This is a genomic window from Enterobacter sp. E1, from assembly GCF_016809815.1.
Lineage (GTDB): Bacteria > Pseudomonadota > Gammaproteobacteria > Enterobacterales > Enterobacteriaceae > Enterobacter > Enterobacter adelaidei.
Window position 1 is genome coordinate 197,443 of record NZ_JAFBJM010000006.1, and the last position, 22,372, is coordinate 219,814.

Here is a 22,372-nt window from a genome sequence, read left to right on the forward strand (position 1 = left end):
AGCGGTGATGTTACAGGTTAACGAACTGAATCAATATTATGGCGGCAGCCATATTCTGCGCGGCGTGAGCTTTGAAGCCATCACTGGCGAAGTCACCTGCCTGCTGGGGCGTAACGGCGTCGGGAAAACTACGCTGCTGAAGTGCCTTATGGGTCTGATCCCGGCGAAAACCGGGGAGGTGATTTGGCAGGGCAAAAAAATCACCTATAGCAAGCCGCACCAGCGGGTGCAGTCTGGCGTGGCGTATGTCCCGCAGGGGCGTGAAATTTTCCCTCGCTTAACCGTTGAAGAAAATTTGCTGCTTGGCCTGTCGCGGTTTTCTGCCCGCGATGCAAAGCATGTTCCGGAAGAGATCTGGCAGTTGTTCCCGGTGCTTAAAGAGATGAAACAGCGTCGCGGGGGCGATCTCTCCGGAGGACAACAGCAACAGCTGGCGATTGGTCGAGCGCTGGCAAGCCGCCCGCAATTGTTGATCCTCGATGAACCCACCGAAGGTATACAGCCGTCTGTCATAAAAGAGATAGGTCAGGTGATCCGCACCCTGGCGGATCGGGGCGATATGGCGATCCTGCTGGTCGAGCAGTTTTATGATTTTGCCGCCGGGCTGGCTGACAGCTATCTGCTGATGTCGCGCGGCACTATCATTCAGCGCGGACGAGGTGAAAACATGGAGCAGGAGGGCGTTCGCGGCCTGGTTGCGATTTGAAATGTTATAATATAACATTCGCATTCTTATCAAACGGAATGAGGATGTTATGTTGGCTGCACATATTGGAAAATTTGCCATGACTCTGGGGGCGCTGCTGGTCAGCGGCCAGCTGTTTGCTCACTCGCACGGCCATCAGATGACCGAAGCGGAACAGAAGGCGGCGAACGGCGTGTTTGAGGATAAAGACGTGAAGGACAGAGCGCTGTCTGACTGGGACGGTACCTGGCAGTCGGTCTATCCGTTCCTGCTCGATGGTTCGCTGGATCCGGTCTTTAGGCAGAAAGCGCAGAAGGATAAAAGCAAATCCTTTGATGAGGTGAAAGCCTACTACCGCACGGGATATGCGACGGATGTGGATGCCATCGGCATTGAAAATAACGTTATGGAATTTCACAAAGGTAAAGAGGTTAGCCGCTGTCATTATGATTACAGCGGCTACAAAATCCTGACCTACGCGTCAGGTAAGAAAGGCGTTCGCTATCTGTTTGAGTGCAAGGACACCAGCAGCAAGGCGCCGAAATTCGTGCAGTTCAGCGACCATACCATCGGACCGAAGGCCTCTTCGCACTTCCATATTTTCACGGGCAACACCTCCCACGAGGCGCTGCTGAAAGAGATGGATAATTGGCCGACCTACTACCCGAACGAGATGTACAAAGAGCAGGTGGTGGAGGAGATGTTACACCATTGATGCTTTACGGCCGGGTAGCGGCAACGCCTTACCCGGCCTACACGTGCTACGCTACGTTGGGTGACTCGCACCACGCCTTCACGCTCATCCCGCGCAAGATCATCAGCCAGGCAATCACAATGGCGACCATCATAATCACAAATAACGACCAGTGCGGCAGGTTGGTCAGGATTATACCGGTGATCATTGGGTTTGCCGCTGCGCCGAGCCAGCCCAGCGCCTGCGCGGAGAAGTAGCTCGCTTTCATTCCTGGTGGAGCGATATTGTCGATCAACATGTATTCACCCGGTGCATAGATGATTTCGCCGAGCGTAAAGATGGCGGCAGCAATACCCCAGTAAATCAGGTTTTCTCCGGAGAGCATGAAGCCGCCCAGTCCCATAATAAAAAACAGGGTCGCGAGGGTCATCAGCGGGCGAATATTGCTGGCAGAGATCTTGCGACCCAGCGCATATTGCAGCGTCACCACCACGGCGGCGTTGACGGGCAGCACCACGGCGACCACTTTTTCAGCGAAATCACTGTCTGCATGCGCGGCCAGAACGTATTGCGAAATACAGCTCGCGAACGATCCGCCCACGTAGGACGCCAGCAGGCCAGAGAGCGTGTACCAGAACAGCGCGCGGTCTTTCAACAACACTGAAGGCTGCCAGGGCATTTTCTCCTCGGTGGTATCCAGTGCGACGCTTTTTTGCACGAAGAAATGGATAAATCCGAGCGGCAGTGCGGCACAGAAGGCGGCCAGCCAGAACGGCAGCTGCAGGCTGTACATCACCAGCAGGGTGCCAATGGGCGGCCCGATCGTCCAGCCAATATTCAGGAAGCTGTAGTTCAGCGAGAAGACACGCGCTTTCTGACTTGCGGTGAGCACGTCGGAGAACCAGGCCTTCAGCACCGTTGAAAAGACGGAATAGGCGCAGTTGATCAGCGCAAAGAACAGCACCACCAGCGTGACGTTATCGACCAACGGGATCGCGACAAATCCGGCAATAAAAGCCACGATCGCGATCAGCATGTAGCGTTTTTTATCAAACTTATCGGCAAGAATGCCAAACCCCAGGCTGAACACCACGCCGATAGTCAGCGCAATCGTCAGGGCATAACCAATATTCTCGACGCTCATGCTATAGACGCGCGTGAGATAAATGGTCATAAACGGCAGCGTTGCCCCCCGACCGATTGTTAACAACAATGACGATGCCAGCAGCGCTGCGGTTGAGCGCCTGAGAGATGGTTTCATATTCCTGCCCGACAATTGCTTATGCTTTTTATGTTGTGTTCTAAAAGGAGTATCACGACATAAGGGGCTTGTATAGCACCCAATTTATCCGTAAGTGCTTCGCCTGACTGCCAGAATTAATGATCTTCTCGCAGCGTGCTTTTTTCTGTTACCTTGAAGTGTTAACAAATAATTAATAATTCAGGGGCAGGGTATGACGCGTAAAGACGGGCTGCTGGCGTTGCTGGTGGTCGTAGTATGGGGGCTCAATTTTGTGGTCATCAAGCTGGGGTTGCACAACATGCCCCCGCTGATGCTGGCCGGTTTACGTTTCATGCTGGTGGCGTTCCCGGCGCTTTTTTTCGTCGCCCGTCCTAAAATCCCGTTGAAACTGCTGCTGGGCTATGGCCTGACCATCAGCTTTGGCCAGTTCGCTTTTCTCTTCTGTGCCATCAAGTTCGGAATGCCGGCCGGTCTTGCCTCGCTGGTGTTACAGGCGCAGGCGTTCTTTACCATTATCCTCGGCGCGTTTGTGTTTGGTGAGCGTTTGCAGGGCAAACAGCTGGCGGGGATCACGCTCGCGGTGTTTGGCGTGCTGGTACTGATTGAGGCCAGTCTGAACGGTCAGGATGTGGCGTTGCTCGGCTTTATGCTGACGCTGGCAGCGGGGCTGAGCTGGGCCTGCGGGAATATCTTCAACAAATTGATCATGCAGCATGAGGCGCGCCCGGCTGTTATGTCGCTGGTGGTCTGGAGTGCGCTGATCCCGATAATCCCGTTTCTGGCGGCGTCGTTTATTCTGGATGGTCCGGATGTGATGCTGAACAGCCTGGTTGAAATCGATCTCACCACGATTTTGTCGCTACTCTACCTGGCGTTTGTCGCCACTATTATCGGCTATGGGATCTGGGGGTCACTGCTTGGCAAGTATGAAACCTGGCGCGTCGCACCGCTGTCGCTGCTGGTTCCGGTGGTGGGGCTTGCCAGTGCGGCACTCTTACTGAATGAAACGCTGAGCGCGCTGCAGCTGCTTGGCGCTGTGCTGATCATGGCCGGGTTGTATATTAATGTCTTTGGTTTGCGCGTGCGTCGGGCGACGCGGGTCAGTGGAAAGGCATAAAAAAGCCCCGCATCTGCGGGGCAAAACGAATCAGAGGCCGTGCTAATTGTAATAAGGCACGCCTAATTCGTCGGACTTGTCGCTACCTGCACCCATGTGGTTGAAATCGTAGGGTGACCGGTCATGTGCTGACGGCAAAATCATCGTATCAGGATTATTTTGCTGCGTTGCACGAGGGGTTTGCTCCGCGAAGGTCTGGCTGGAGAACAGCACCAGCAAGGCGAGGGCGGCGGAGGCGATAGCTTTCATGATTTCCTCGGTTACGTCTTTAAAGGCGATGATTAACTACAATGTTTTAACGGATACAGGTATCGGGATTCGCCCGGCACGCTGGTAATTCGGTACTTATGAGGCGGCACGTCAAAGTAGTTCTTGAACGTACGCGTCAGGGTTTGTTGCGATTCAAATCCGTAACGCTCCGCCAGATAAAGGATCGGCTCATTGCTTTCTTTCAGTTTCTGGGCAATTTCTGTCAGCTTGCGGCTGCGAATATATTGACCTAATGAATGGCCGGTCTCTTTTTTGAACATCCGTTGCAGGTGCCATTTGGAGTAACCTGAACGCTCGGACACTTTTTCAAGGGAGAGCGGCGATTCCAGGTTATCTTCGATCCAGTCCAAAATGCTATGAATGGTAATAGCGTCAGTATTGCGTCTGGACATCGTCATACCTCTTATTCTGATTACGGCAGTATTTTCTTAAGCAAAAGCTCAAGGGTTGCCACTTCATCTGCCGTTAAGTTTTTTGTGAGTTCCTGATGTAATTTTTGTCCTACTAATTGATGACATTGTTCGCACATCGCTGCGCCATCCTCGGTGAGTTTCACCAGTACGCCGCGTTTGTCATTCGGGTTAGGGCTTCGTTCTATCCATCCTTTGCAGACGAGACGATCCAGCATGCGGGTTAGCGCACCCAGATCGACAGAGAGCACCTTTTTCAGCTCAACCGGCGTGATACACATTTCGCAGCGAATGGAACACAGCACTTTGAACTGTGTTGCGGTGATATCCAGCGGTGACAGGTAGTCATTGAGCAGGCGATCTTTTTTCTGATTGACCATATGAATAAGACGACCCAGTGGAATAATGTCGTTAAAGAGATCACTGGTGCTTTTCACAATGGTTGCCCTGGCAAGTAGTTTAGTCACGGCAGATATTATTGCTCAGGCAAGTATAAGTCAACTGAATGAATTAACCGATGCCACGAATTGCTAAAACGTTTCATGTACGTTTTTTGAGGTCTTTCAAATCAAATAGATAACCAGGAGTAATTATTCACGGAGGAAAATAATCGTTACGTTGAGCAGATGGCTGAACGTCACACTTTCCCCCTATAATTGCTGTGTTAAATATGAATAAGGACAACAACGCACTATGTTGGATTTGATTAAAGCAATTGGTCTTGGGCTGGTGGTATTGCTGCCGTTGGCCAACCCGTTAACGACGGTTGCGCTCTTCCTCGGGCTCGCGGGGAACATGAACAGCGCCGAGCGTAATCATCAGTCGATGATGGCCTCCGTGTATGTATTCGCCATCATGATGGTGGCTTACTACGCCGGACAACTGGTGATGAACACCTTCGGGATTTCTATCCCTGGCCTGCGTATCGCCGGGGGGCTGATTGTGGCCTTTATCGGTTTCCGTATGCTGTTCCCGGCACAAAAAGCGCATGAGTCACCGGAAGCGACCAGTAAATCGGAAGAGCTGGAAACCGAACCGAGTGCGAATATCGCCTTTGTACCAATTGCCATGCCGAGCACGGCGGGGCCGGGTACCATCGCGATGATCATCAGTTCCGCATCCACGGTGCGTGACAGCGCAACCTTCCCGGACTGGGTACTGACGGTTGCGCCACCGCTGATTTTTGCGATTATAGGCATTATCGTGTGGGTGTCACTGCGCAGTTCTGGCGCCATTATGCGCTGGGTAGGCAAGGGCGGTATCGAAGCGATTTCCCGTCTGATGGGCTTCTTACTGGTCTGTATGGGCGTGCAGTTTATTATTAACGGCGTACTGGAGATTATTAAAACTTACCATTAATTTCATTGCCGGGTGGCGGCTTCGCCTCACCCGGCACAAACAAACGTCACCCGTGCTGCCTGTGTTCTTCAAGCGCCACCGGCCATTTACGGAAGATCAGCACTGACCAGATCAGCGCTACCAGCGCAGGGATGGCTCCCAGATAGCCGATCGCCGACATCGACACATGCAGGCTAATTTGATTTCCCACCAGCGCGCCCGCGCCAATGCCCAGATTAAAAATCCCCGAGAACAGTGACATGGCGACGTCCGTCGCATCGGGTGCCAGGGCCAGGACTTTCACCTGCATGCCCAGACCAATAATCATGATCGCCACCCCCCAGAACAGGCTGAGGATCGCCAGATGGTTTTCACTTCCCGCCGCGGGCATCAGTAACAGCAGGCAGGCCAGCAGCAGGCCAATGGCACTACTCACCAGAGTGGAGGCATGCTGGTTACCCAGCTTACCAAACAGAATGCTGCCAATAATGCCCGCTCCACCAAGGATCAACAGTAATACCGTGGCAAAGTTGGCGCTAAAGCCCGCCACAACCTGTACAAACGGCTCAATGTAGCTATACGCCGTGTAATGCGCCGTCACCACAATGACGGTAAGCAGGTAGATACTCAGTAACGCCGGGCGACGCATCAGCAGCGGCAGGCTTTTCAGCGAGCCAGAATGTTCGCTTGGCAGCGTCGGCAGCAGTTTGATCAGGCAAACCAGCGTGATCAGTGCCCCCATGCCGATGGCGAAGAAGGTGGTACGCCAGCCGAAATATTGCCCTACGATGCGGCCAATAGGCAGACCCAATACCATCGCCAGCGCCGTACCGGTGGCAATCAGGCTCAGCGCCTGGGCTCGTTTACCGGCCGGTGCCAGCCGTATAGCCAGAGACGCAGTAATTGACCAGAACACAGCGTGGGCAAAGGCAATACCGACGCGGCTAATGACCAGCACGGTAAAGCTCCACGCCATAAACGACAAAACGTGACTGGCAATAAACAACGCAAACAGACCGATTAACAGCTTACGCCGCTCCATCTGGCTGGTCATGAGCATAAACGGCAGGGACATCAGCGCCACCACCCAGGCGTAGATGGTCAACATAATGCCCACCTGCGCCGTTTCCATCTGGAAACTTTCCGCGATATCAGACAACAGCCCAACCGGAACAAATTCTGTGGTGTTAAAAATAAATGCGGCAATAGCCAGCGTGACCACCCGTAGCCACGCAACTCTGCGGGAAACTGTGTTCGTTGTCATAGGGATGTCGGAGATTCGTTGCTGAAAAGAAGAGATGTCGATCTTAAAACGTTAAATGGTGAAAACTCAATCATTATGTGATGCAGATCTCAATATTTACCTTATGAAAGCGGTAGCCGGGAACGTCGTTTTCATTGAATATAAAAGAACAACATAATAAAAACAGGCGGTAAGACAATGCAGGAGATTGATTTTTATCTGGTTGATGCCTTCAGTGACAAAACCTTTGGCGGCAATCCGGCAGCGGTTTGCCCGTTGAAGACATGGTTACCCGATGAGACCTTGCTGAGAATGGCGCAAGAGCATAATCAGTCGGAGACGGCTTTTTTCGTCTGCAGTAAAGGGGGGATTGAGCTACGCTGGTTTACCACTCTTACGGAAGTGAATCTCTGCGGTCACGCCACGCTGGCGGCGGCGTATGTCCTGTTTACCGAACTGGATTATCCCGACTCGCGGATCCACTTTGATACCGCATCTGGCCGCCTGACAGTAAGCCGTGAAGGTGACTGGATGACACTGGATTTCCCGGCATGCCCAACTCATGAAGAGACGCCCCCACCGGAGATGCTCTCGGCCCTGGGGATCAGCCACTACGCTGAAGCCCGTAAAGGCCGGGCCTGGCTCATCGTGCTGGACGATCGCCAGCAGGTCGAAGCGCTCGCGCCAGACATCTCCGCGATGACGCCAGGCGAACATAAAGTGACGGTAACGGCACGGGGAGACGGTGAATATGATTTTGTCAGCCGCTTCTTCTCGCCGGGGGTGTCCGTCCCGGAAGATCCGGTTACCGGCTCTGCACATACGATGCTCATTCCTTACTGGAGTGAAAAACTGCGTAAAACGACGATGCTTGCTCGTCAGGTTTCCGCACGCGGCGGGGATGTCCGCTGCGAGTTGAAAGACTCACGCGTGCTGATGAGCGGCCAGGCAGCACTTTATTTAAAAGGCACAGTTTTTCTGCGCTGAATACCCATAACAAGAGAGGAAGAGACAATGCAGGAAATTGAATTTTATCTGGTGGATGCCTTTAGTGACAAAACGTTTGGCGGCAATGCTGCAGCAGTGTGTCCTCTGGAAGAGTGGTTGCCGGACGAGACGCTGCTCAAAATGGCGCAGCAGCATAACCAGTCTGAGACAGCTTTTTTTGTACGAACCGACGACGGGTTTGAGCTGCGCTGGTTTACCACGCTGGATGAAATTAACCTGTGCGGCCATGCCACGCTGGCGGCATCACACGTTATTTTCGAATACCTTGATTACCCTCATACCGAAATCACCTTCACCACGCGCTTTGTCGGCGAGCTGACCGTCAAACGCAGCGGCGACTGGCTGACGCTGAACTTCCCCGCGTGGACGACAGAAGTCGTGGAAAACCCACCCGAAGTGCTGCTTAGCGCGCTGGGCATCCCAGAGGCGAAAGAGGTGCGCGTCGGACGCGATTACATGGTGGTGCTGGAGAGCCAGCAACAGGTGGAAGCGTTAACGCCAGATATTGGGGCGATGCTTCCGCTGGATAAAATGGTCTGCGTGACGGCGCCGGGAGAGCAGTATGACTTCGTCAGCCGCTTCTTCTGCCCGGGGGAAGGGGTACCAGAAGATCCGGTCACCGGGTCTGCCCACAGCATGCTGATCCCGTACTGGAGCGAAAAGCTGGGTAAAACGTCACTGAACGCCCGCCAGGTATCGTACCGTGGCGGGGACCTGCGCTGCGAGCTGAAGGGCGACCGCGTGCTGATTGGTGGCCAGGCGACCCTGTATCTGAAAGGGCGCATCTTCCTGCGCTAGCCGAGTGAGGCGCCGCCGCATATCACCATCTCCTGGCCGGTGATGGCGGCGGCGTCGTCGCTAAGCAAGAAACTCACCAGTCCCGCCACCTCCTCTGGCGAGATTAAACGCCCGATTGGCGGACATTTGGGGGGCGAGGTTTCCCGCCCCGGCGCGCTGAGCATCGGCGTATGGGTGGCGCCCGGCGCGACCACGTTAGCGGTGATCCCGCGCGGGGCCAGCTCCGCCGCCCAGCTTCTGACCATTCCCACCATCGCCGCCTTGGTGGCAACATACTGCGATCGTCCTGCTGCCCCGCGGGAGGTTCTGCTGCCTATCGCCACCAGCCGTCCACGCGGGGCCATTGCGGGGGCAAAATGGTTAAACAACGCCTCACAGGCCATGACGTGGAGCTGCCACAGGGACTCGCTAACGCGGCTTTCCAGCTGGCCCAGCGGCGCGGCGGCCATCATCCCGGCGGCATGGATCACCGCCCGAGGCGTAGCGATGGTGTGCATGGCGCGGCTCAGGGCGTCCGGGTCGGTGATATCCACCTGAAGGCAGGTGAAGCCGGGGGTATACGGCATCACGGCCCGTCGGCTCAGCCCGGTGACCTGCCAGTCCTCCGCCAGCAAACGCTTAACGATGGCCTCCCCAATTCCGGAGCTGGCTCCGGTAACGACGGCGTGGCGCATGTCATACCTCCAGCATCGCGCGCGGAATTTTAAACACCGCTTTGCGCACGGTCATCGGTGCCTCTGCGGCGCACAGCGCCTGGTGAGGTTCACCGGGACAAAACACTGCAAAGTCGCCTGCGGCCAGGCGGATCCTGACGCTGTGCCCGGCGGATGAAGCAATAAAGAGATCCGGCTTACGCTCTTCGTCACCCGGCCTGCCTGCGGGAAGCGCGCCAGCGTATATGTATTCTTCACCGGCTAACACGATTTGGATATCCGCCCACTGATGATGATACTCCGTGTGCCGCTCGGCGCGCGGCTGGGTTTTCGCCGGGCCGACGTGACAAAACCATGGCGCATCGTCTGGCTGCCAGCGCCCGTCATTGCGTTCGCTGAGCGCCTTAAGCGTGCAGTCCGGGCGCGAAAGCAGGGCGTACAGCGCCGGCGGGAGCCCTGCCAGCGGCAGGGCGTTGAGATGTCCGATAATCATACTGACTCCTTGACCCATTCTGGCGTCACCCGCACGTATTTGATGGCCTGACGGAAGTACGTATACGCGATATGCAGATCCCCTTCAGGACCCTGCTTGATGCTGGGATAGGAGAATTCGCGGTTGAGCTTTTCCAGAGAGTTGTTGGTCATGCAGTAGCCATCCCCCTCGTCCAGATGACGTTGCCACGGCCAGCTTTGACCACCGTCCGGCGAAATGGCGACGGTCATCGGCGCGCGCGGTGCACCCCAGAAGGCAGCCCGACCGTGGGTGACAACCGGCTCTTTGCGCCCGTCGCCATCGTCTATTTCATCGTATAGTGAGGCCCGACGTTCCCGCGCGCCGGCGGCGCTCATGGGGTTAAACACCAGCGCCAGCTCACCGCTCGCAAGCGTGGTCACCTGGATAGACGAGTTGTTATTGGGTAGCTCCGTGGGCTCCGGTACGGACCAGCTTTCACCGTTATCGGTTGATTGGCTGTAATAAATATTGTCCGCCCAGCGGCTGCGGAACAGGGCGACCAGCGTGCCGTTGAGAAGCGGAGTGATGTTCATATGCACGCAGCCCAGGCTGTCCGGCACCTCGACGTCGCGCCACGTTTTGCCACCGTCTTCGGAGATTTTTACCGCGCTTATGTCGTCATTGCCTACCCATTTCTCACCTGGCCGCGTGCGGCAGTAAAACACCGGCAGCAGCCAGCTGCCGTTGTCCAGCACGACAATCGGCTGGCGGATAAACGTGCCCGGTTTATCGAGCAGGGTGGCGATATCTCCCCAGGTTTTACCCAGATCTCGGGACTGGCGATAGCGCACGATGGCCGTGTCCTGATTCCCGGAAACCTGCGCGGTCCACAGCAGCCACAGCATGTTGTCCGGGGCCAGGAACAGAACCGGGTTTTGTTCGGAACGCGTGGCATCGTCCGACAGTTTTACCGCATCGCTCCACTGCTTGCTGCCCTGCGCCAGGCGTGACCCCCATACGGAGATATCCGCAATGCCTTCCTGGGTACCGCCAAACCAGACGCACATCAGCGAGCCGTCCGGCAGCGGCAGCAGGTTCGCCGCGTGGTTTTGTGGGCAAGAGGAAGGCAGCATGGCGGCCTTCACGTGAGCGTCCTGTTGCGGGCGAAGAATCCCGTCGCGAGTTACGGTTACAGACATATCAGACTCCATTATTTTGAGCGGGGGTTGGCGCTTTACCCTGCGCTTTTCCCGGAATGAGGCGGTCGATCGCCATGATGACGGCTGGGGTTATCAGGGCGATATACATATTGTTGATGCCGAAAGGATCGCCCAGCAGATACCAGACCGAGGTCACGACGCAGGCGCCAATCAGGCCCGCATTGGCCCCGCGGGTGCTGCGGAAGAACGGGGCGTAAAACGCGATGACGGCCACCACGGAAATCGACAGGCGAATGGCGCGGGTAAAGAACGAGAGCTTCAGCACTTCAGGCACCAGCAGCACAAAAATCAGCGGCAGGAAGCCAATCAACAGGGAGATCCAGCGGGTGGCCTTAAACTCCTGCTCGGGCGTCGGGTTGCGCATCGGCACGTAAAAGTCTTTGACCACCAGGGAGGCGATGGCCAGCGCAACGGTACTGACGCTGACGAAGATGGACGCCACCAGAGAGGTGGTTACCAGGCCGGCCAGCCACGGGTTCATATCCTGCAGGAAAATCGGCATCGCATAGAGGCTGTCGATCTCAGGGTGCAGGTATTTTGCCGCCACGCCAATCACCGCGATGGCCAGCGCGATCGGCAGGCAGAAGAAGAAGGCAACCCAGGTAGAGCGTTTGGCTGATTTCACGTCTTTGGTGGAGGAAATCGCCTGAATGACAAACTGGGTACAGAAGATGGAGCCGATGGTGCCAATCAGCCACGCGAAAATGGTCGACGCGCCGATGTTGCCATCCCAAGTCCAGTAGAAGTCCGGCATGTTTTCAATCATCGGCGTAAAACCGCCGGTTTTCGACAGCGCAAAGCCCATGATGGCGAGGATGCCGAAGTATTTCAGCGCGCTGTGCAGCACCGTAACCCAGGCCACGCCCTTCATGCCGCCAAAGGCGAAATAGAAGGTGCTGACAATGGCCGTAATAAAGGCGGCCACCGGGAGGTTGACTTTCAGTACCGTGGAAATGGCCGCCGCGCCGCTGACGTAGTTCCCCACGTTAACCAGCAGCAGGGCGTAGATCATGATGATGGAGATAATGTTTTTGGTGCTGTTACCGTATTTTTCAGCAATCGCACCCGAGATGGTGATTTTCCCGGTGTTGTAGATGCGCTTCACCAGCAACAGGCCAAAGAGCGGGAAGCCAATCGCGGCCCCGATAACGGACCATGACGCGGCAAACCCGTCTTCAAACGCCGCCTGCGCGGTACCGATGGTGGATTTAGCGCCGATATACTCGGACATCAGCAGGATCCCGACGATAAACGCCGGCATCGCGCGGGAGCCTTCCATAAAGTCGCCGGAGTTTTTACTGCGGATCCGAAAGGTCAGCCAGGTGGTGAACAGGATGTAGGCAATGACTATGCCCACAATGATCAGGGTATCTTCAGCGGTAAAATTATTCATCTTTGCCTCTCTTCAGGGCGAGTGAATCCTGGGCACCTCAGGCACCCGGTATTCTTATTGACGAAACAAACGCCGTTTAGTTAAGTGACGTCGTCACTATTCGGCGTATCTGTTGGCACTGCTGCTCGCTAAACGCCACGGCATAGCGGCTTTCTCCGACGTCTTCCCCCATGATCTGCAGCGCTTTTTTGACTGCGGCAGGCGAAAACGCCACGTTGTAAAGCTCGGTGCGAAGCTGGGTGACGCGCTCCTGCGCCAGTCGAGAACCGTCAATATCACCCGCGTTAAAGCGTGACCAGATGGCGTTGATGGCCTCCGGCGCCACGTTCGCCAGCCCGGAAATACAGGCTGAACATCCGTCGACGAAGCCCTGATGGATAAGCGAATCCGGGCCGTTCAGCACGTCGAATCCGCCAATGTCGCTCACCGCATTGAGGAATCCGCTCAGGCTCTCGTAACTTCCGGCACTGTCTTTAATACCGATAATGTTCGGATGCTCGGCCAGCGCGCGTGCGGTAGCGGGCTCGATGGTGTTGCCGGTACGCGCCGGAATGTTGTACAGAAATACCGGGACGTCTAGCGCGTCGGCGATAGCGGTGTAATGTGCGACGAGTTCAGCCTGCTTCAGCGGAACGAAGTAAGGGGTAATGACGGAAACGGCGTCGACGCCCAGCGAGGCGATCTGTTTTCCGAGGCGGATGGTTTCACGGGTCGAGATTTCCCCAATGTGCGCCACTACCGGGGCGCGCCCGGCAACCGTTTCCACACAGGTACGGGTAACGGCGATTTTTTCTTCTTCGTTCAGCACGAAGAACTCGCCGTTTGTGCCGCCGCAGAAGATGCCGTTACCAGCATTAAGTTGACGATCGATCTGTTGTTTAAGGCCCGACAGGTTCAGCGCGCCTTCCGTGTCAAAGGGGGTCACGATGGCCGTCAGTACGCCCCTGATGTTGTTATGCATGATTCACTCCCTGGCTATTCATGTTGGGAAACAGTGTCCGGTAAATCGCCTGCACCTCGTCGTGGTTGACCTGACAAGGGGCGTTGTTCATTAGTCGCTTAACGTTAAGGGCCGCATCGCTCAGGGAGGGGACGTCGTCGCGCGGTACGCCCAGCGCCTCCAGGTTGTCCGGCAGGTTGAGCCTGCGAACCAGCGCGGCAAAGTACTCCACCAGCGCGTGGGATTTCTCTTCGTCTGACAGCGCCGTATCCGCACCGGGCACCAAATCCCATACCTGCGCAAATTTCGTCACGCAGTGGGGGCGAACCGCTCGCATGCAGGGTGCCAGCAGAATGGCATTAGCGACGCCGTGCGGCAGGTGATATTTACCGCCGAGCGGATAGGAAAGGGCGTGAACCAGGTGCGTGCCTGCATGCGCAATGGCAACCCCGCCGTAATAAGACGCCCACAGCATCTCCAGCTTCGCCAGCAGATTTCCCGGTTCGGCGCAGGCCGTTTCAATGTTGTTCAGCAGCTTAGCCAGTCCCGTCAGCGCGGCGTTATCGCTCACCGGGTTGGCAACCGTTGAGGTGAAACACTCAATCAGATGACACAGGGCATCGATTCCGGTGGATGAGGCAATATGCGCGGGCATGCTGGTGGTCAGCTCCGGCAGCAGGGCGACGTAGTCAGGCAGCAGGACGGGGGAGATAATGCCCACCTTCGTGTTTTGCTCCGGGATGGCCAGAATGGCGTTCGGCGTAGCTTCCGATCCGGTTCCGGCAGTGGCCGGGATCAGCAGCGAGGAGATGCGCGCCACGGGTTTTGTTCCCGCCAGCAGGCTGTCCAGCCCCGGTGACTGCGGGTGGCAGAGCACCGAAAGCAGCTTGGCCACATCCAGGACGCTACCCCCGCCAAGCCCGACGACCAGCCCAAACGTTCCCGTTAACCCGGCAAGCAGCTGGCTCACGTCATGGTGTGAGGGTTCAGGCGGCACCGTATCGATAATCGTGACGCGGCGGTTGTCCTCTTCGAGGATCGCGCGGATCTGCTTTGCCGCCTCCAGACGCGCAATATTGCCGTCCGTCACCAGCAAGAGCTGCGCTTTGTCAGTCAGTAACGGCCTGATGGCGGCGATGGCGTTCGCGCCGCTAATTATGGTGCTGTTAATAGTTACCACGCTTTTCTCCTGTCTCTGGGTCCATGATTGATTTCGCTCAAACAAGACGCTTCATGGTCATCGTGTAGCTAAATTTATAATTTATTCGCAAACTGATTAACTTGATCTTGCTCACATATAATCAATCATGATTGAATATAATCATTAACAGGAAAGGCGAACCCGGAGTGGGATGAAAGTGAACAATCTGTACAGAGAGGTCGTGGTGGTCGCAGATGACTTTACCGGCGCTAACGACGCCGGCGTAAGCCTGGCGCTGTGCGGCAAAAAAGTCAGCGTGGCGTTTCATACGCCTTTTACCCAGACGACCGATGCGCTGATCGTCAATACCGATTCCAGGGCGCTGTCGGCATGGGAGGCGGCCGAAAAGGTGGCCGAACTCGGGGCGGATATCGCGGATGCCCGCTGGCTCATCAAAAAAATGGATTCGACGCTGCGCGGCAACACGGGGGCCGAGTCACAGGCCCTGAAGACATTAAGCGGCAAGCGCCAGGTGATTGTTGCCCCGGCATACCCCGCGGCAGGGCGGATCACGCGGCACGGCAGGTGTCTGATGAACGGCATTCCGGTGAATGAAACCGAATTTGCCAGCGATCCCAAAACGCCCGTTCCGTCTGCCGCCATTGCTGACCTGTTTAGCGGCGTGAGCGTTAAAAACGTGACCGTGAAGACGCTGACAGCCGAACTGGCGCAGGGAACGGAGTGGTTGATCGTTGATGCGCAAACCGACGAGGAGCTGGACGCCATTATCGCCGCCGCGCAGGGCTGCGCGCAGACCCCGCTGCTGGTGGGCTCGGCCGGGCTGTGCGATGCGCTGGCCCGCCATCTGGCCACGGCCCGACGCAAACAGCTGCTGGCCGTGGTGGGCTCGATGAGTGAGATCGCTCAACGACAAATTACGCGGGCTAAATGTAAGAGGGGCGTCTCGTCGGTACTCATCGATGTGAATGACGCGCTGCGCGGCGACGCGGACGGGTATCTCACACAGATTGCGCAGGTGCTCCAGGCTGGCCATCACTGCATCGTGCATACCAGCGCGGGCCACGCGGCTCGTCATCAGGTGGAGCAGCTCTGCCAGCAACATCACGTCACCCGAGCGGGTCTGGGCGAAAAAATCTGTACGTTTTTAGGCGAGCTGACCCGACAGGTGCTTGCGGTGCACGAGCCGGACGCGCTGTACGTCTCCGGTGGCGATGTGGCGATGGCCGTCGCCAGGGCACTGGATGCCCGCGGGTTTGAAATCACCGGGTGCATCGCACGATGCGTACCGGTCGGACAATTTGTGGGCTGTAGCTGGCAGCGGCCGGTAATGACCAAAGCAGGGGGCTTCGGAAAGGAAGAGACGCTGCTTGAGGTTTTGCATTTTATCGAGGAGAGACTGAGTGACTAAAATCATCGCTGTAACCATGGGTGACCCGGCCGGCATTGGCCCGGAAATCATTATTAAATCCCTCATCGGGGGCGAGCTGTCAGGGGCGCCCGTGGTGGTGGTGGGCTGTGCCAGAACGCTGCAGCGGGTGCTGGAGAAAGGGATCGCCGGGCAGGCGGATATGCGGATCATCGACGCGGTGAGCGACGCGCGGTTTGCTCCCGGCGTGATCAACGTGCTTGACGAACCGCTTGCAGAACCCGATGCGCTGCAGCCGGGCGTTGTGCAGGCTGCGGCAGGGGACCTGGCGTATCGCTGCGTGAAGCGCGCCACCGAGCTGGCGATGGCGGGCGAGGTGAAAGCGATTGCAACGGCGCCCCTGAACAAAGAGGCACTGCACCTTGCCGGTCACCTTTATCCGGGGCATACCGAACTGCTGGCGCACCTGACCAACAGCAAAAATTACGCCATGGTGCTGTATACCGATAAGCTGAAGGTGATTCACATCACCACCCACATTGCGCTGCGCAAATTCCTTGATACGCTCAATCAGGATCGGGTAAAAACCGTGATTGGCATTGCGGATAGCTTCCTGAAGCGCGTCGGGTTCGAGCATCCCCGCATCGCGGTTGCCGGCGTTAACCCGCATGCGGGGGAGAACGGCCTGTTTGGTGATGAAGAGATCAAGATTGTCGGCCCGGCCGTTGCGGCGATGAAAGCGCAGGGGTTAAACGTCACCGGACCGTGTCCGCCGGATACGGTATTTATGCAATGCCACGAAGGAATGTATGACATGGTCGTTGCGATGTATCACGATCAGGGGCATATTCCGCTAAAATTGCTCGGCTTTTACGACGGGGTAAATATCACCGCCGGCTTGCCGTTTATCCGTACCTCTGCAGACCACGGAACCGCGTTCGATATTGCATGGACCGGTAAAGCCAAGTCTGAGAGCATGACGGTGTCTATTCAGTTGGCTATGCAAATCACACGGGAATGATATGAAGGGATATAACCGGTTAGAGCAGATAATGGATTACCTGAAAGGGCACAATCTGGTGACGGTGGATCAGCTGGTGGCGATTACCGATGCCTCGCCGGCGACGATTCGCCGGGATTTGATCAAGCTCGATCAGGAAGGGGTGATCAGCCGTACCCATGGCGGGGTCACCCTCAACCGGTTTATTCCTTCCCAGCCCACGACGCATGAAAAAATGCAGCGCAGCCTGGCGGAAAAACACGCCATCGCCAGCGCGGCCGCGAGCTTTGTTAAGGCAGGTGACGCCATTGTGCTTGATGCCGGTACCACGATGATTGAACTTGCGCGTCAGCTGACGCATCTGCCGCTTCGCGTAATCACCAGCGACCTGCACATCGCGCTATTTCTCTCGGAGTTCCGCCAGATTGAAGTGACGATTATCGGCGGGCGTATCGATGATTCGAGCCAGTCCTGCATTGGTGAACACGGGCGTCGCCTGCTGCAAAACGTGTGGCCGGACGTGGCTTTTGTCAGCTGCAACGGTTGGGATATCACCCGCGGCATCACGTCGCCAACGGAAGAGAAGGCCGCGCTGAAGCGTGATTTACTTGCCAATGCAAAACGTCGCGTGCTGCTGGCGGACAGCTCCAAGTACGGTGCCTGGTCGCTGTTTAACGTAGCGCATCTTAATACCCTCACGGATATCGTCACCGACGGCAGGCTGGATGAAACGACGCAGGCGCAGCTTCGGGCGCTGGATATCCCGCTGACGCTGGCGTCATGACATAAGTTAATACTATGAAGCACCCCGGCAGGCCTGCGCTATGTTAAAAACAAAATAGCAAGGAGCCTGCCATGTATTCCATTTCCTCTGCATCTGCACGTCATCCGGACATTCTCACCCTGATCGCGGCGCTCGACCGCTACCAGAGCGAACTCTATCCCGCCGAAAGCAATCATCTGCTCGACCTGGCTGCGTTGCCGGAAGCCTCACTTATCCTGATGGTCATTCGCGACCAGCAGCTTCAGGCGGTCGGCTGCGGGGCCATCGTGCTCAACGGCGACGGAACGGGAGAGATGAAGCGGGTCTACATTGACCCGGCTCATCGGGGCCAACATCTTGGAGAGACGCTGCTGGCCGCACTGGAGGACGAAGCCCTCAGCCGACATTGCCACACGGTACGGCTGGAGACGGGCATCAAACAGCGCGCTGCGGTTCGGCTTTACGAACAGTGCGGGTACGAAATGCGCCCGGCGTTTGCGCCGTACGTTGACGATCCCCTCAGCCTGTTTATGGAGAAGGCACTGGTTGTGGACGTTCGTTTAGCTGCGCTATAAAGGCCTCCAGCTGGCGAGTCATTGCCCCGCGGCGCCACACCAGCCAGGTGGTCAGCCAGCGCCAGTTTTCCGCCAGCGGCCACGCCTCAACCTGATGATGCCCCGGCATGCTTTCCAGCATTGAACGGGGCATCAGCGCAATACCCGCACCCGCGATAACACAGGCGAGCATGCCGTGATAGGACTCCATCTCATGAATGCGGCCAGGCGTGGCTCTGTCTGCATGAAACCAGCTTTCCAGGTGTCGACGGTACGAGCAGTTCGCGCGAAAAGCGTAGACGTCGCTACCGCTCACCTGCGTGGCACGTTTGACCTCCGCATGTCCGGCGGGGGTGACCAGCATCATTTCTTCGCGGTAGACGGGCATTCCCTCCAGTTCCGGGTGCGAAAGAGGCCCGTCGACAAAGGCGGCGCTTAAGGTTCCCTCCAGTACGCCATCAATCATCGTCCCGGATGGCCCGGTAGAAAGGGCAAACTGGATACGCGGGTAGCGCTGGTTAAACTGCGCCAGCGTCTCAGGGATGCGTACCGCAGCAGTACTTTCCAGCGCCCCGAGGGCAAATAACCCCTGGGGTTCATCTCCCGCGACGACCATGCGCGCTTCATCCACCAGCGCCAGGATCTGCTTGCTGTAGCGCAGGAAGTTATGCCCGGCGGGGGATAAACGCAAACGCTGGTTCTCACGAATAAACAACTCAACGCCAAGGTCAGCTTCCAGCTGGCGGATGCGGGTCGTCAGGTTAGACGGCACGCGATGCACCTTCTGCGCCGCCTGGGTGATACTGCCCGTCTGTGCGACGGCGTTAAACATTTCAAGCTGGGTTAAATCCATAATATTCTCGATTCGTGAATAAGGTGGTTAGTATTATTCATTTTTAAGAAATAGCAGAGTGGGCCATAATTAATCAACCGTTTTAACGTGGAGAACATCATGACTTATTCACCTGCAACACATGCCCTCTCTGTGAACCCGACGACGGGAGAAACGCTCGCAGCCTGGCCGTGGGCAACCCAGGAGGAGGTTGAACACGCGATTTCACTGTCTGACGCGGGTTTTCGTCAGTGGCGACGCGAAAGCGTTTCACACCGTGCGCAGAAACTACGCGATCTCGGCGCAGCGCTGCGCAACCGTGCGGAAGAGATGGCGCAGACGATCTCCCGGGAAATGGGAAAACCCATTCTGCAGGCGCGGGCGGAAGTGGCAAAATCCGCCGGTCTGTGCGACTGGTATGCTGAGCATGGCCCGGCGATGCTGCGCGCGGAGCCCACGCTGGTGGAAAACCAGAAGGCGGTGATTGAGTACCGACCAATGGGACCGGTTCTCGCGGTGATGCCGTGGAACTTCCCGCTCTGGCAGGTGCTGCGCGGTGCGGTACCGATCCTGCTCGCCGGGAACAGCTATCTGCTTAAGCATGCGCCAAACGTCCTCGGTTCAGCCGATCTTATTGCGCAGATTTTTGCAGACGCAGGGTTTCCTGAAGGCGTTTTTGGTTGGGTGAATGCCACTAATGATGGCGTGAGCCAGGTGATTAACGATCGTCGTATTGCGGCAATTACCGTAACCGGCAGCGTGCGCGCCGGTGCGGCGATTGGCGCGCAGGCCGGAGCGGCGCTGAAAAAATGCGTTCTTGAACTGGGGGGCTCTGACCCATTCATCGTTCTCAACGATGCTGACCTCGATCTTGCCGTGAAGGCGGCGGTGGCGGGTCGCTACCAGAACTCTGGACAGGTGTGTGCGGCAGCAAAACGCTTCATTGTGGAAGAGGGTATTGCGGATACCTTTACCCAACGTTTTGTCGATGCGGTTTCTGCGCTGAAGATGGGTGCTCCGGATCGGGAAGAGAACTATATTGGCCCAATGGCGCGTTTTGACCTGCGCGATGAACTGCATCAGCAGGTGCAGGCCACACTGGCTGAAGGGGCAACGTTGCTGCTGGGCGGGGAGAAAATCAGCGGTGAGGGCAATTATTATGCCCCGACCGTACTCGGCAATGTGACGCCTGAGATGACGGCCTTCCGCCAGGAGCTGTTTGGTCCGGTCGCGGCCATTACGGTTGCGAAAGACGCGGAGCACGCTCTGACGCTTGCCAATGACAGCGACTTTGGTCTGTCAGCAACCGTCTTTACCGCTGACGCAGCGCTTGCGGATAAATTCTCGCGCGAGCTGGAGTGCGGCGGCGTGTTTATCAACGGCTTTAGCGCCAGCGATGCGCGCGTGGCCTTCGGTGGCGTGAAGAAAAGCGGCTTTGGCCGCGAGCTTTCCCACTTTGGGCTGCACGAGTTCTGCAACGTGCAGACGGTGTGGAAGGATCGCGTGTAATTTATTCGGCCCTCATCACGAGGGCCGTTGTCATTTCTTTGCAATGGTTCTGTCATTTTCATTTCGTAGACTCGCACGCGTCTAACGCATTGTTAATGAAGAAAATCATGAACCTAACGCAAATTTTCCGCCGTATTGCGCAGCGTGTTATCCCTCGTCACTTTGGCCTGCTGACGGGTATTTTTTGTATTATTGGCCTTTTCTCCGCGCTGCAGCTCTCCTCTTCATTTTTGCTTAACGCCTCACTGAACGAAGCCCAACGCAACGAGCAGCAAAATCTGCTGGCGTATCAGCAACAGAGTAAGCTGGATCTGGCCCGCGTTTCCCTGCTGGCAGCAAGCGATCTGCTTAACCGGTCCGGCGTCTGGTTTATGCAGGATAAAGAGACCGGCTCCGACGGAAGCTGGCATAGCCTGATGGATGACGCGCAAAAGGCGCTGACGGTTTCTCAGCAGGCATGGAAGGCCTGGCTGGCGCTCAATCCGCCGAAAGATGAAGCCCTGACGAACAGCTATCAGCTGTTCTACGGCGCGATCAAAGAGCAGGCGGAAGGTCTGGTCAAAACCAACACTATCGACGCGTTTTTTGCCGTACCGGCTCAGGCTTTTCAGACAGACTTTAACGACAATTACGCGCGCTACCAGCAAGCCAGCGAGCAGCAGGCTGTGCAGGGCCGCCAGACGTTGATGGCGCAGCTTTCCGGTCTGCAAACGTTGTTCCTGTTTGCTCCGGTTCTGTTACTCGCCATCGCTATTGCCGTCTGGTTCGGCATGTCCCGATGGGTGATTACACCGTTGCGTCGGTTGATTGCGCATATCAACCGACTGGCTGCCGGAGATCTCTCCGGCATCCCGCCGGGTGTCATACGTTTCAACCGGGAAATAGGGCAGCTCAGCGACAGTATTGCCACCATGCAGCAGGGTTTGCAGCAGCTGGTGTCTGAGGTCAGCAATGCGACCACCTCTATGGTTGAGAACATTGGTGCCCTGGCACAGGGCAACCAGAAGCTGTATCAGCAGTCGGCACGTCAGGCGAAAGAGCTTGAGGACGTGACGGCGCATATTGCGGCACTGGAAACGCATGTAGAAGGGAACACCGGTTACGCCAGACTCGCCAGCTCGCGGGCTGATGAAGCGCGCCAGGCGGTAGTTGGCGGAGATCGGATGATGTCTGCCGTTAATGCCTCTATGCAGGCGATCGTCGACCGATCCTCAGAAATGCGCGGGATCGTGGCAATGATCGACAGCGTGGCGTTTCAGACCAATATCCTGGCGCTGAATGCCGCCATCGAGGCTGCCCATGCCGGGAACCAGGGGCGGGGGTTCGCCGTTGTCGCCAGGGAAGTCGGACTGCTGGCCAGAAAGAGCAGTCATTCGACGCAGACTATCCAGGAGCTAATCAATCGCTCTTTGCAGGGCATTGAAGACGGTTCCCGCGCCGTTAACCTGATGGAGGAGAACTTGCAGCAGGTCACCGGTCTGGTGGGGAATTTAAGTAGTTTGCTGAATGAGATCTCAGCCGCCACGCTCAGTCAGGGAGAGAGTATTCATCGGATGACGAGCCAACTTCAGGCGCTTAATCAGGTCTCCCGTCAGACGGATTTACTGGTCTCTGATGCCTCGGATTCCTCAGTGCGGCTGCAAAAGCAATCCGATCTTTTATTGCAGGCGGTTTCGCGTTTTCGTCTTAGCGCCTGACGCAATACATTAGCCTCTGTTAT

The 22,372-nt window shown here is 56.6% G+C and carries 24 protein-coding genes; 12 read left to right on the forward strand and 12 right to left on the reverse strand.

Annotated elements, in window-relative coordinates; genetic code table 11:
• The first annotated feature begins 7 nt into the window (after nt 1-7).
• Nucleotides 8-706: an urea ABC transporter ATP-binding subunit UrtE gene (gene urtE / locus JGF26_RS16590; RefSeq protein ID WP_049007235.1), complete on the forward strand. Its 699-nt coding sequence runs from the start codon at nt 8-10 to the stop codon at nt 704-706.
• A gap of 52 nt (nt 707-758) precedes the next feature.
• Complete coding sequence (gene zinT, locus JGF26_RS16595) at nt 759-1,400, forward strand: metal-binding protein ZinT (RefSeq protein WP_134708433.1); 642 nt, start codon at nt 759-761, stop codon at nt 1,398-1,400.
• A gap of 46 nt (nt 1,401-1,446) precedes the next feature.
• Here zinT and ydeE read toward each other — a convergent pair whose 3' ends face one another.
• Nucleotides 1,447-2,640 carry an efflux MFS transporter YdeE gene (gene ydeE / locus JGF26_RS16600; protein WP_108089930.1) on the reverse strand — a complete coding sequence of 398 codons (1,194 nt, stop codon included), beginning with the start codon at nt 2,638-2,640 and terminating at the stop codon, nt 1,447-1,449.
• Nucleotides 2,641-2,833: 193 nt separating this feature from the next.
• Here ydeE and eamA point away from each other — a divergent pair, with 193 nt between their 5' ends.
• A complete protein-coding gene (gene eamA / locus JGF26_RS16605; RefSeq protein WP_028017431.1) occupies nt 2,834-3,739 on the forward strand; it encodes an O-acetylserine/cysteine exporter in 906 nt (301 codons plus the stop codon).
• Between the two features lie 42 nt (nt 3,740-3,781).
• Here the strand turns inward: eamA and marB are convergent, their stop codons facing one another.
• From marB to marR, 3 genes are read right to left on the reverse strand one after another with little or no spacing between them, the layout of a single operon-like run.
• Nucleotides 3,782-3,988, reverse strand: a complete 207-nt coding sequence (gene marB / locus JGF26_RS16610; protein ID WP_028017430.1) for a multiple antibiotic resistance protein MarB — start codon at nt 3,986-3,988, stop codon at nt 3,782-3,784.
• Between the two features lie 32 nt (nt 3,989-4,020).
• On the reverse strand, nt 4,021-4,401 hold the full coding sequence (marA, locus tag JGF26_RS16615) for an MDR efflux pump AcrAB transcriptional activator MarA (protein WP_008502237.1): 381 nt from the start codon (nt 4,399-4,401) through the stop codon (nt 4,021-4,023).
• Between the two features lie 20 nt (nt 4,402-4,421).
• Nucleotides 4,422-4,856, reverse strand: coding sequence for a multiple antibiotic resistance transcriptional regulator MarR (gene marR / locus JGF26_RS16620; protein WP_028017429.1), 435 nt, complete (start codon nt 4,854-4,856; stop codon nt 4,422-4,424).
• Nucleotides 4,857-5,112: 256 nt separating this feature from the next.
• On the opposite strand from marR, the gene JGF26_RS16625 reads away from it, so the two are divergent.
• Nucleotides 5,113-5,778: a MarC family NAAT transporter gene (locus JGF26_RS16625; protein ID WP_028017428.1), complete on the forward strand. Its 666-nt coding sequence runs from the start codon at nt 5,113-5,115 to the stop codon at nt 5,776-5,778.
• A gap of 46 nt (nt 5,779-5,824) precedes the next feature.
• Here JGF26_RS16625 and JGF26_RS16630 read toward each other — a convergent pair whose 3' ends face one another.
• Nucleotides 5,825-7,021: a sugar transporter gene (locus JGF26_RS16630; protein ID WP_128347735.1), complete on the reverse strand. Its 1,197-nt coding sequence runs from the start codon at nt 7,019-7,021 to the stop codon at nt 5,825-5,827.
• Between the two features lie 177 nt (nt 7,022-7,198).
• On the opposite strand from JGF26_RS16630, the gene JGF26_RS16635 reads away from it, so the two are divergent.
• Complete coding sequence (locus JGF26_RS16635; RefSeq protein ID WP_108089927.1) at nt 7,199-7,987, forward strand: PhzF family phenazine biosynthesis protein; 789 nt, start codon at nt 7,199-7,201, stop codon at nt 7,985-7,987.
• 27 nt (nt 7,988-8,014) lie between these two features.
• Entirely contained in the window at nt 8,015-8,806 is a 792-nt protein-coding gene (locus JGF26_RS16640) for a PhzF family phenazine biosynthesis protein (protein ID WP_134708412.1), read from the forward strand.
• Here the strand turns inward: JGF26_RS16640 and JGF26_RS16645 are convergent.
• The 6 genes from JGF26_RS16645 to JGF26_RS16670 form a co-directional block, all read right to left on the reverse strand.
• On the reverse strand, nt 8,803-9,480 hold the full coding sequence (locus tag JGF26_RS16645) for an SDR family oxidoreductase (protein WP_028017424.1): 678 nt from the start codon (nt 9,478-9,480) through the stop codon (nt 8,803-8,805). The two genes, JGF26_RS16640 and JGF26_RS16645, sit on opposite strands and share 4 nt — an antisense overlap.
• 1 nt (nt 9,481) lies before the next feature.
• A complete protein-coding gene (locus tag JGF26_RS16650) occupies nt 9,482-9,952 on the reverse strand; it encodes a YhcH/YjgK/YiaL family protein (RefSeq protein WP_028017423.1) in 471 nt (156 codons plus the stop codon).
• Complete coding sequence (locus JGF26_RS16655; protein WP_134708413.1) at nt 9,949-11,112, reverse strand: exo-alpha-sialidase; 1,164 nt, start codon at nt 11,110-11,112, stop codon at nt 9,949-9,951. The genes JGF26_RS16650 and JGF26_RS16655 overlap by 4 nt, the downstream gene beginning before the upstream one ends.
• Before the next feature lies 1 nt (nt 11,113).
• Nucleotides 11,114-12,526 (reverse strand): sodium:solute symporter family protein, encoded by a 1,413-nt coding sequence (locus JGF26_RS16660; protein WP_028017421.1) that lies wholly within the window; start codon nt 12,524-12,526, stop codon nt 11,114-11,116.
• 76 nt (nt 12,527-12,602) lie between these two features.
• The gene (locus tag JGF26_RS16665; RefSeq protein ID WP_134708414.1) at nt 12,603-13,487 is read right to left on the reverse strand and encodes a dihydrodipicolinate synthase family protein; all 885 of its coding nucleotides are present in this window, start codon (nt 13,485-13,487) and stop codon (nt 12,603-12,605) included.
• Nucleotides 13,480-14,646 carry an iron-containing alcohol dehydrogenase gene (locus JGF26_RS16670; protein ID WP_134708415.1) on the reverse strand — a complete coding sequence of 389 codons (1,167 nt, stop codon included), beginning with the start codon at nt 14,644-14,646 and terminating at the stop codon, nt 13,480-13,482. Before JGF26_RS16670 ends, JGF26_RS16665 begins: the two co-directional genes overlap by 8 nt.
• Before the next feature lie 172 nt (nt 14,647-14,818).
• Between JGF26_RS16670 and JGF26_RS16675 the strand changes: the two genes are divergently transcribed.
• The 4 genes from JGF26_RS16675 to JGF26_RS16690 all read left to right on the forward strand — a co-directional run bounded on the left by JGF26_RS16675 (nt 14,819) and on the right by JGF26_RS16690 (nt 18,332).
• The gene (locus JGF26_RS16675) at nt 14,819-16,036 is read left to right on the forward strand and encodes a four-carbon acid sugar kinase family protein (protein WP_134708416.1); all 1,218 of its coding nucleotides are present in this window, start codon (nt 14,819-14,821) and stop codon (nt 16,034-16,036) included.
• On the forward strand, nt 16,029-17,015 hold the full coding sequence (locus JGF26_RS16680; protein WP_028017417.1) for a D-threonate 4-phosphate dehydrogenase: 987 nt from the start codon (nt 16,029-16,031) through the stop codon (nt 17,013-17,015). The genes JGF26_RS16675 and JGF26_RS16680 overlap by 8 nt, the downstream gene beginning before the upstream one ends.
• A gap of 1 nt (nt 17,016) precedes the next feature.
• Nucleotides 17,017-17,778: a DeoR/GlpR family DNA-binding transcription regulator gene (locus JGF26_RS16685; protein ID WP_028017416.1), complete on the forward strand. Its 762-nt coding sequence runs from the start codon at nt 17,017-17,019 to the stop codon at nt 17,776-17,778.
• Nucleotides 17,779-17,849: 71 nt separating this feature from the next.
• Nucleotides 17,850-18,332, forward strand: coding sequence for a GNAT family N-acetyltransferase (locus JGF26_RS16690; protein WP_063428187.1), 483 nt, complete (start codon nt 17,850-17,852; stop codon nt 18,330-18,332).
• Here the strand turns inward: JGF26_RS16690 and JGF26_RS16695 are convergent.
• Nucleotides 18,286-19,164, reverse strand: a complete 879-nt coding sequence (locus JGF26_RS16695; protein ID WP_128347731.1) for a LysR family transcriptional regulator — start codon at nt 19,162-19,164, stop codon at nt 18,286-18,288. The genes JGF26_RS16690 and JGF26_RS16695 overlap by 47 nt on opposite strands.
• 99 nt (nt 19,165-19,263) lie before the next feature.
• Between JGF26_RS16695 and sad the strand changes: the two genes are divergently transcribed.
• A complete protein-coding gene (gene sad, locus JGF26_RS16700; protein WP_134708417.1) occupies nt 19,264-20,652 on the forward strand; it encodes a succinate-semialdehyde dehydrogenase in 1,389 nt (462 codons plus the stop codon).
• Nucleotides 20,653-20,759: 107 nt separating this feature from the next.
• On the forward strand, nt 20,760-22,349 hold the full coding sequence (locus tag JGF26_RS16705) for a methyl-accepting chemotaxis protein (protein ID WP_028017412.1): 1,590 nt from the start codon (nt 20,760-20,762) through the stop codon (nt 22,347-22,349).
• Nucleotides 22,350-22,372 lie beyond the last annotated feature (23 nt).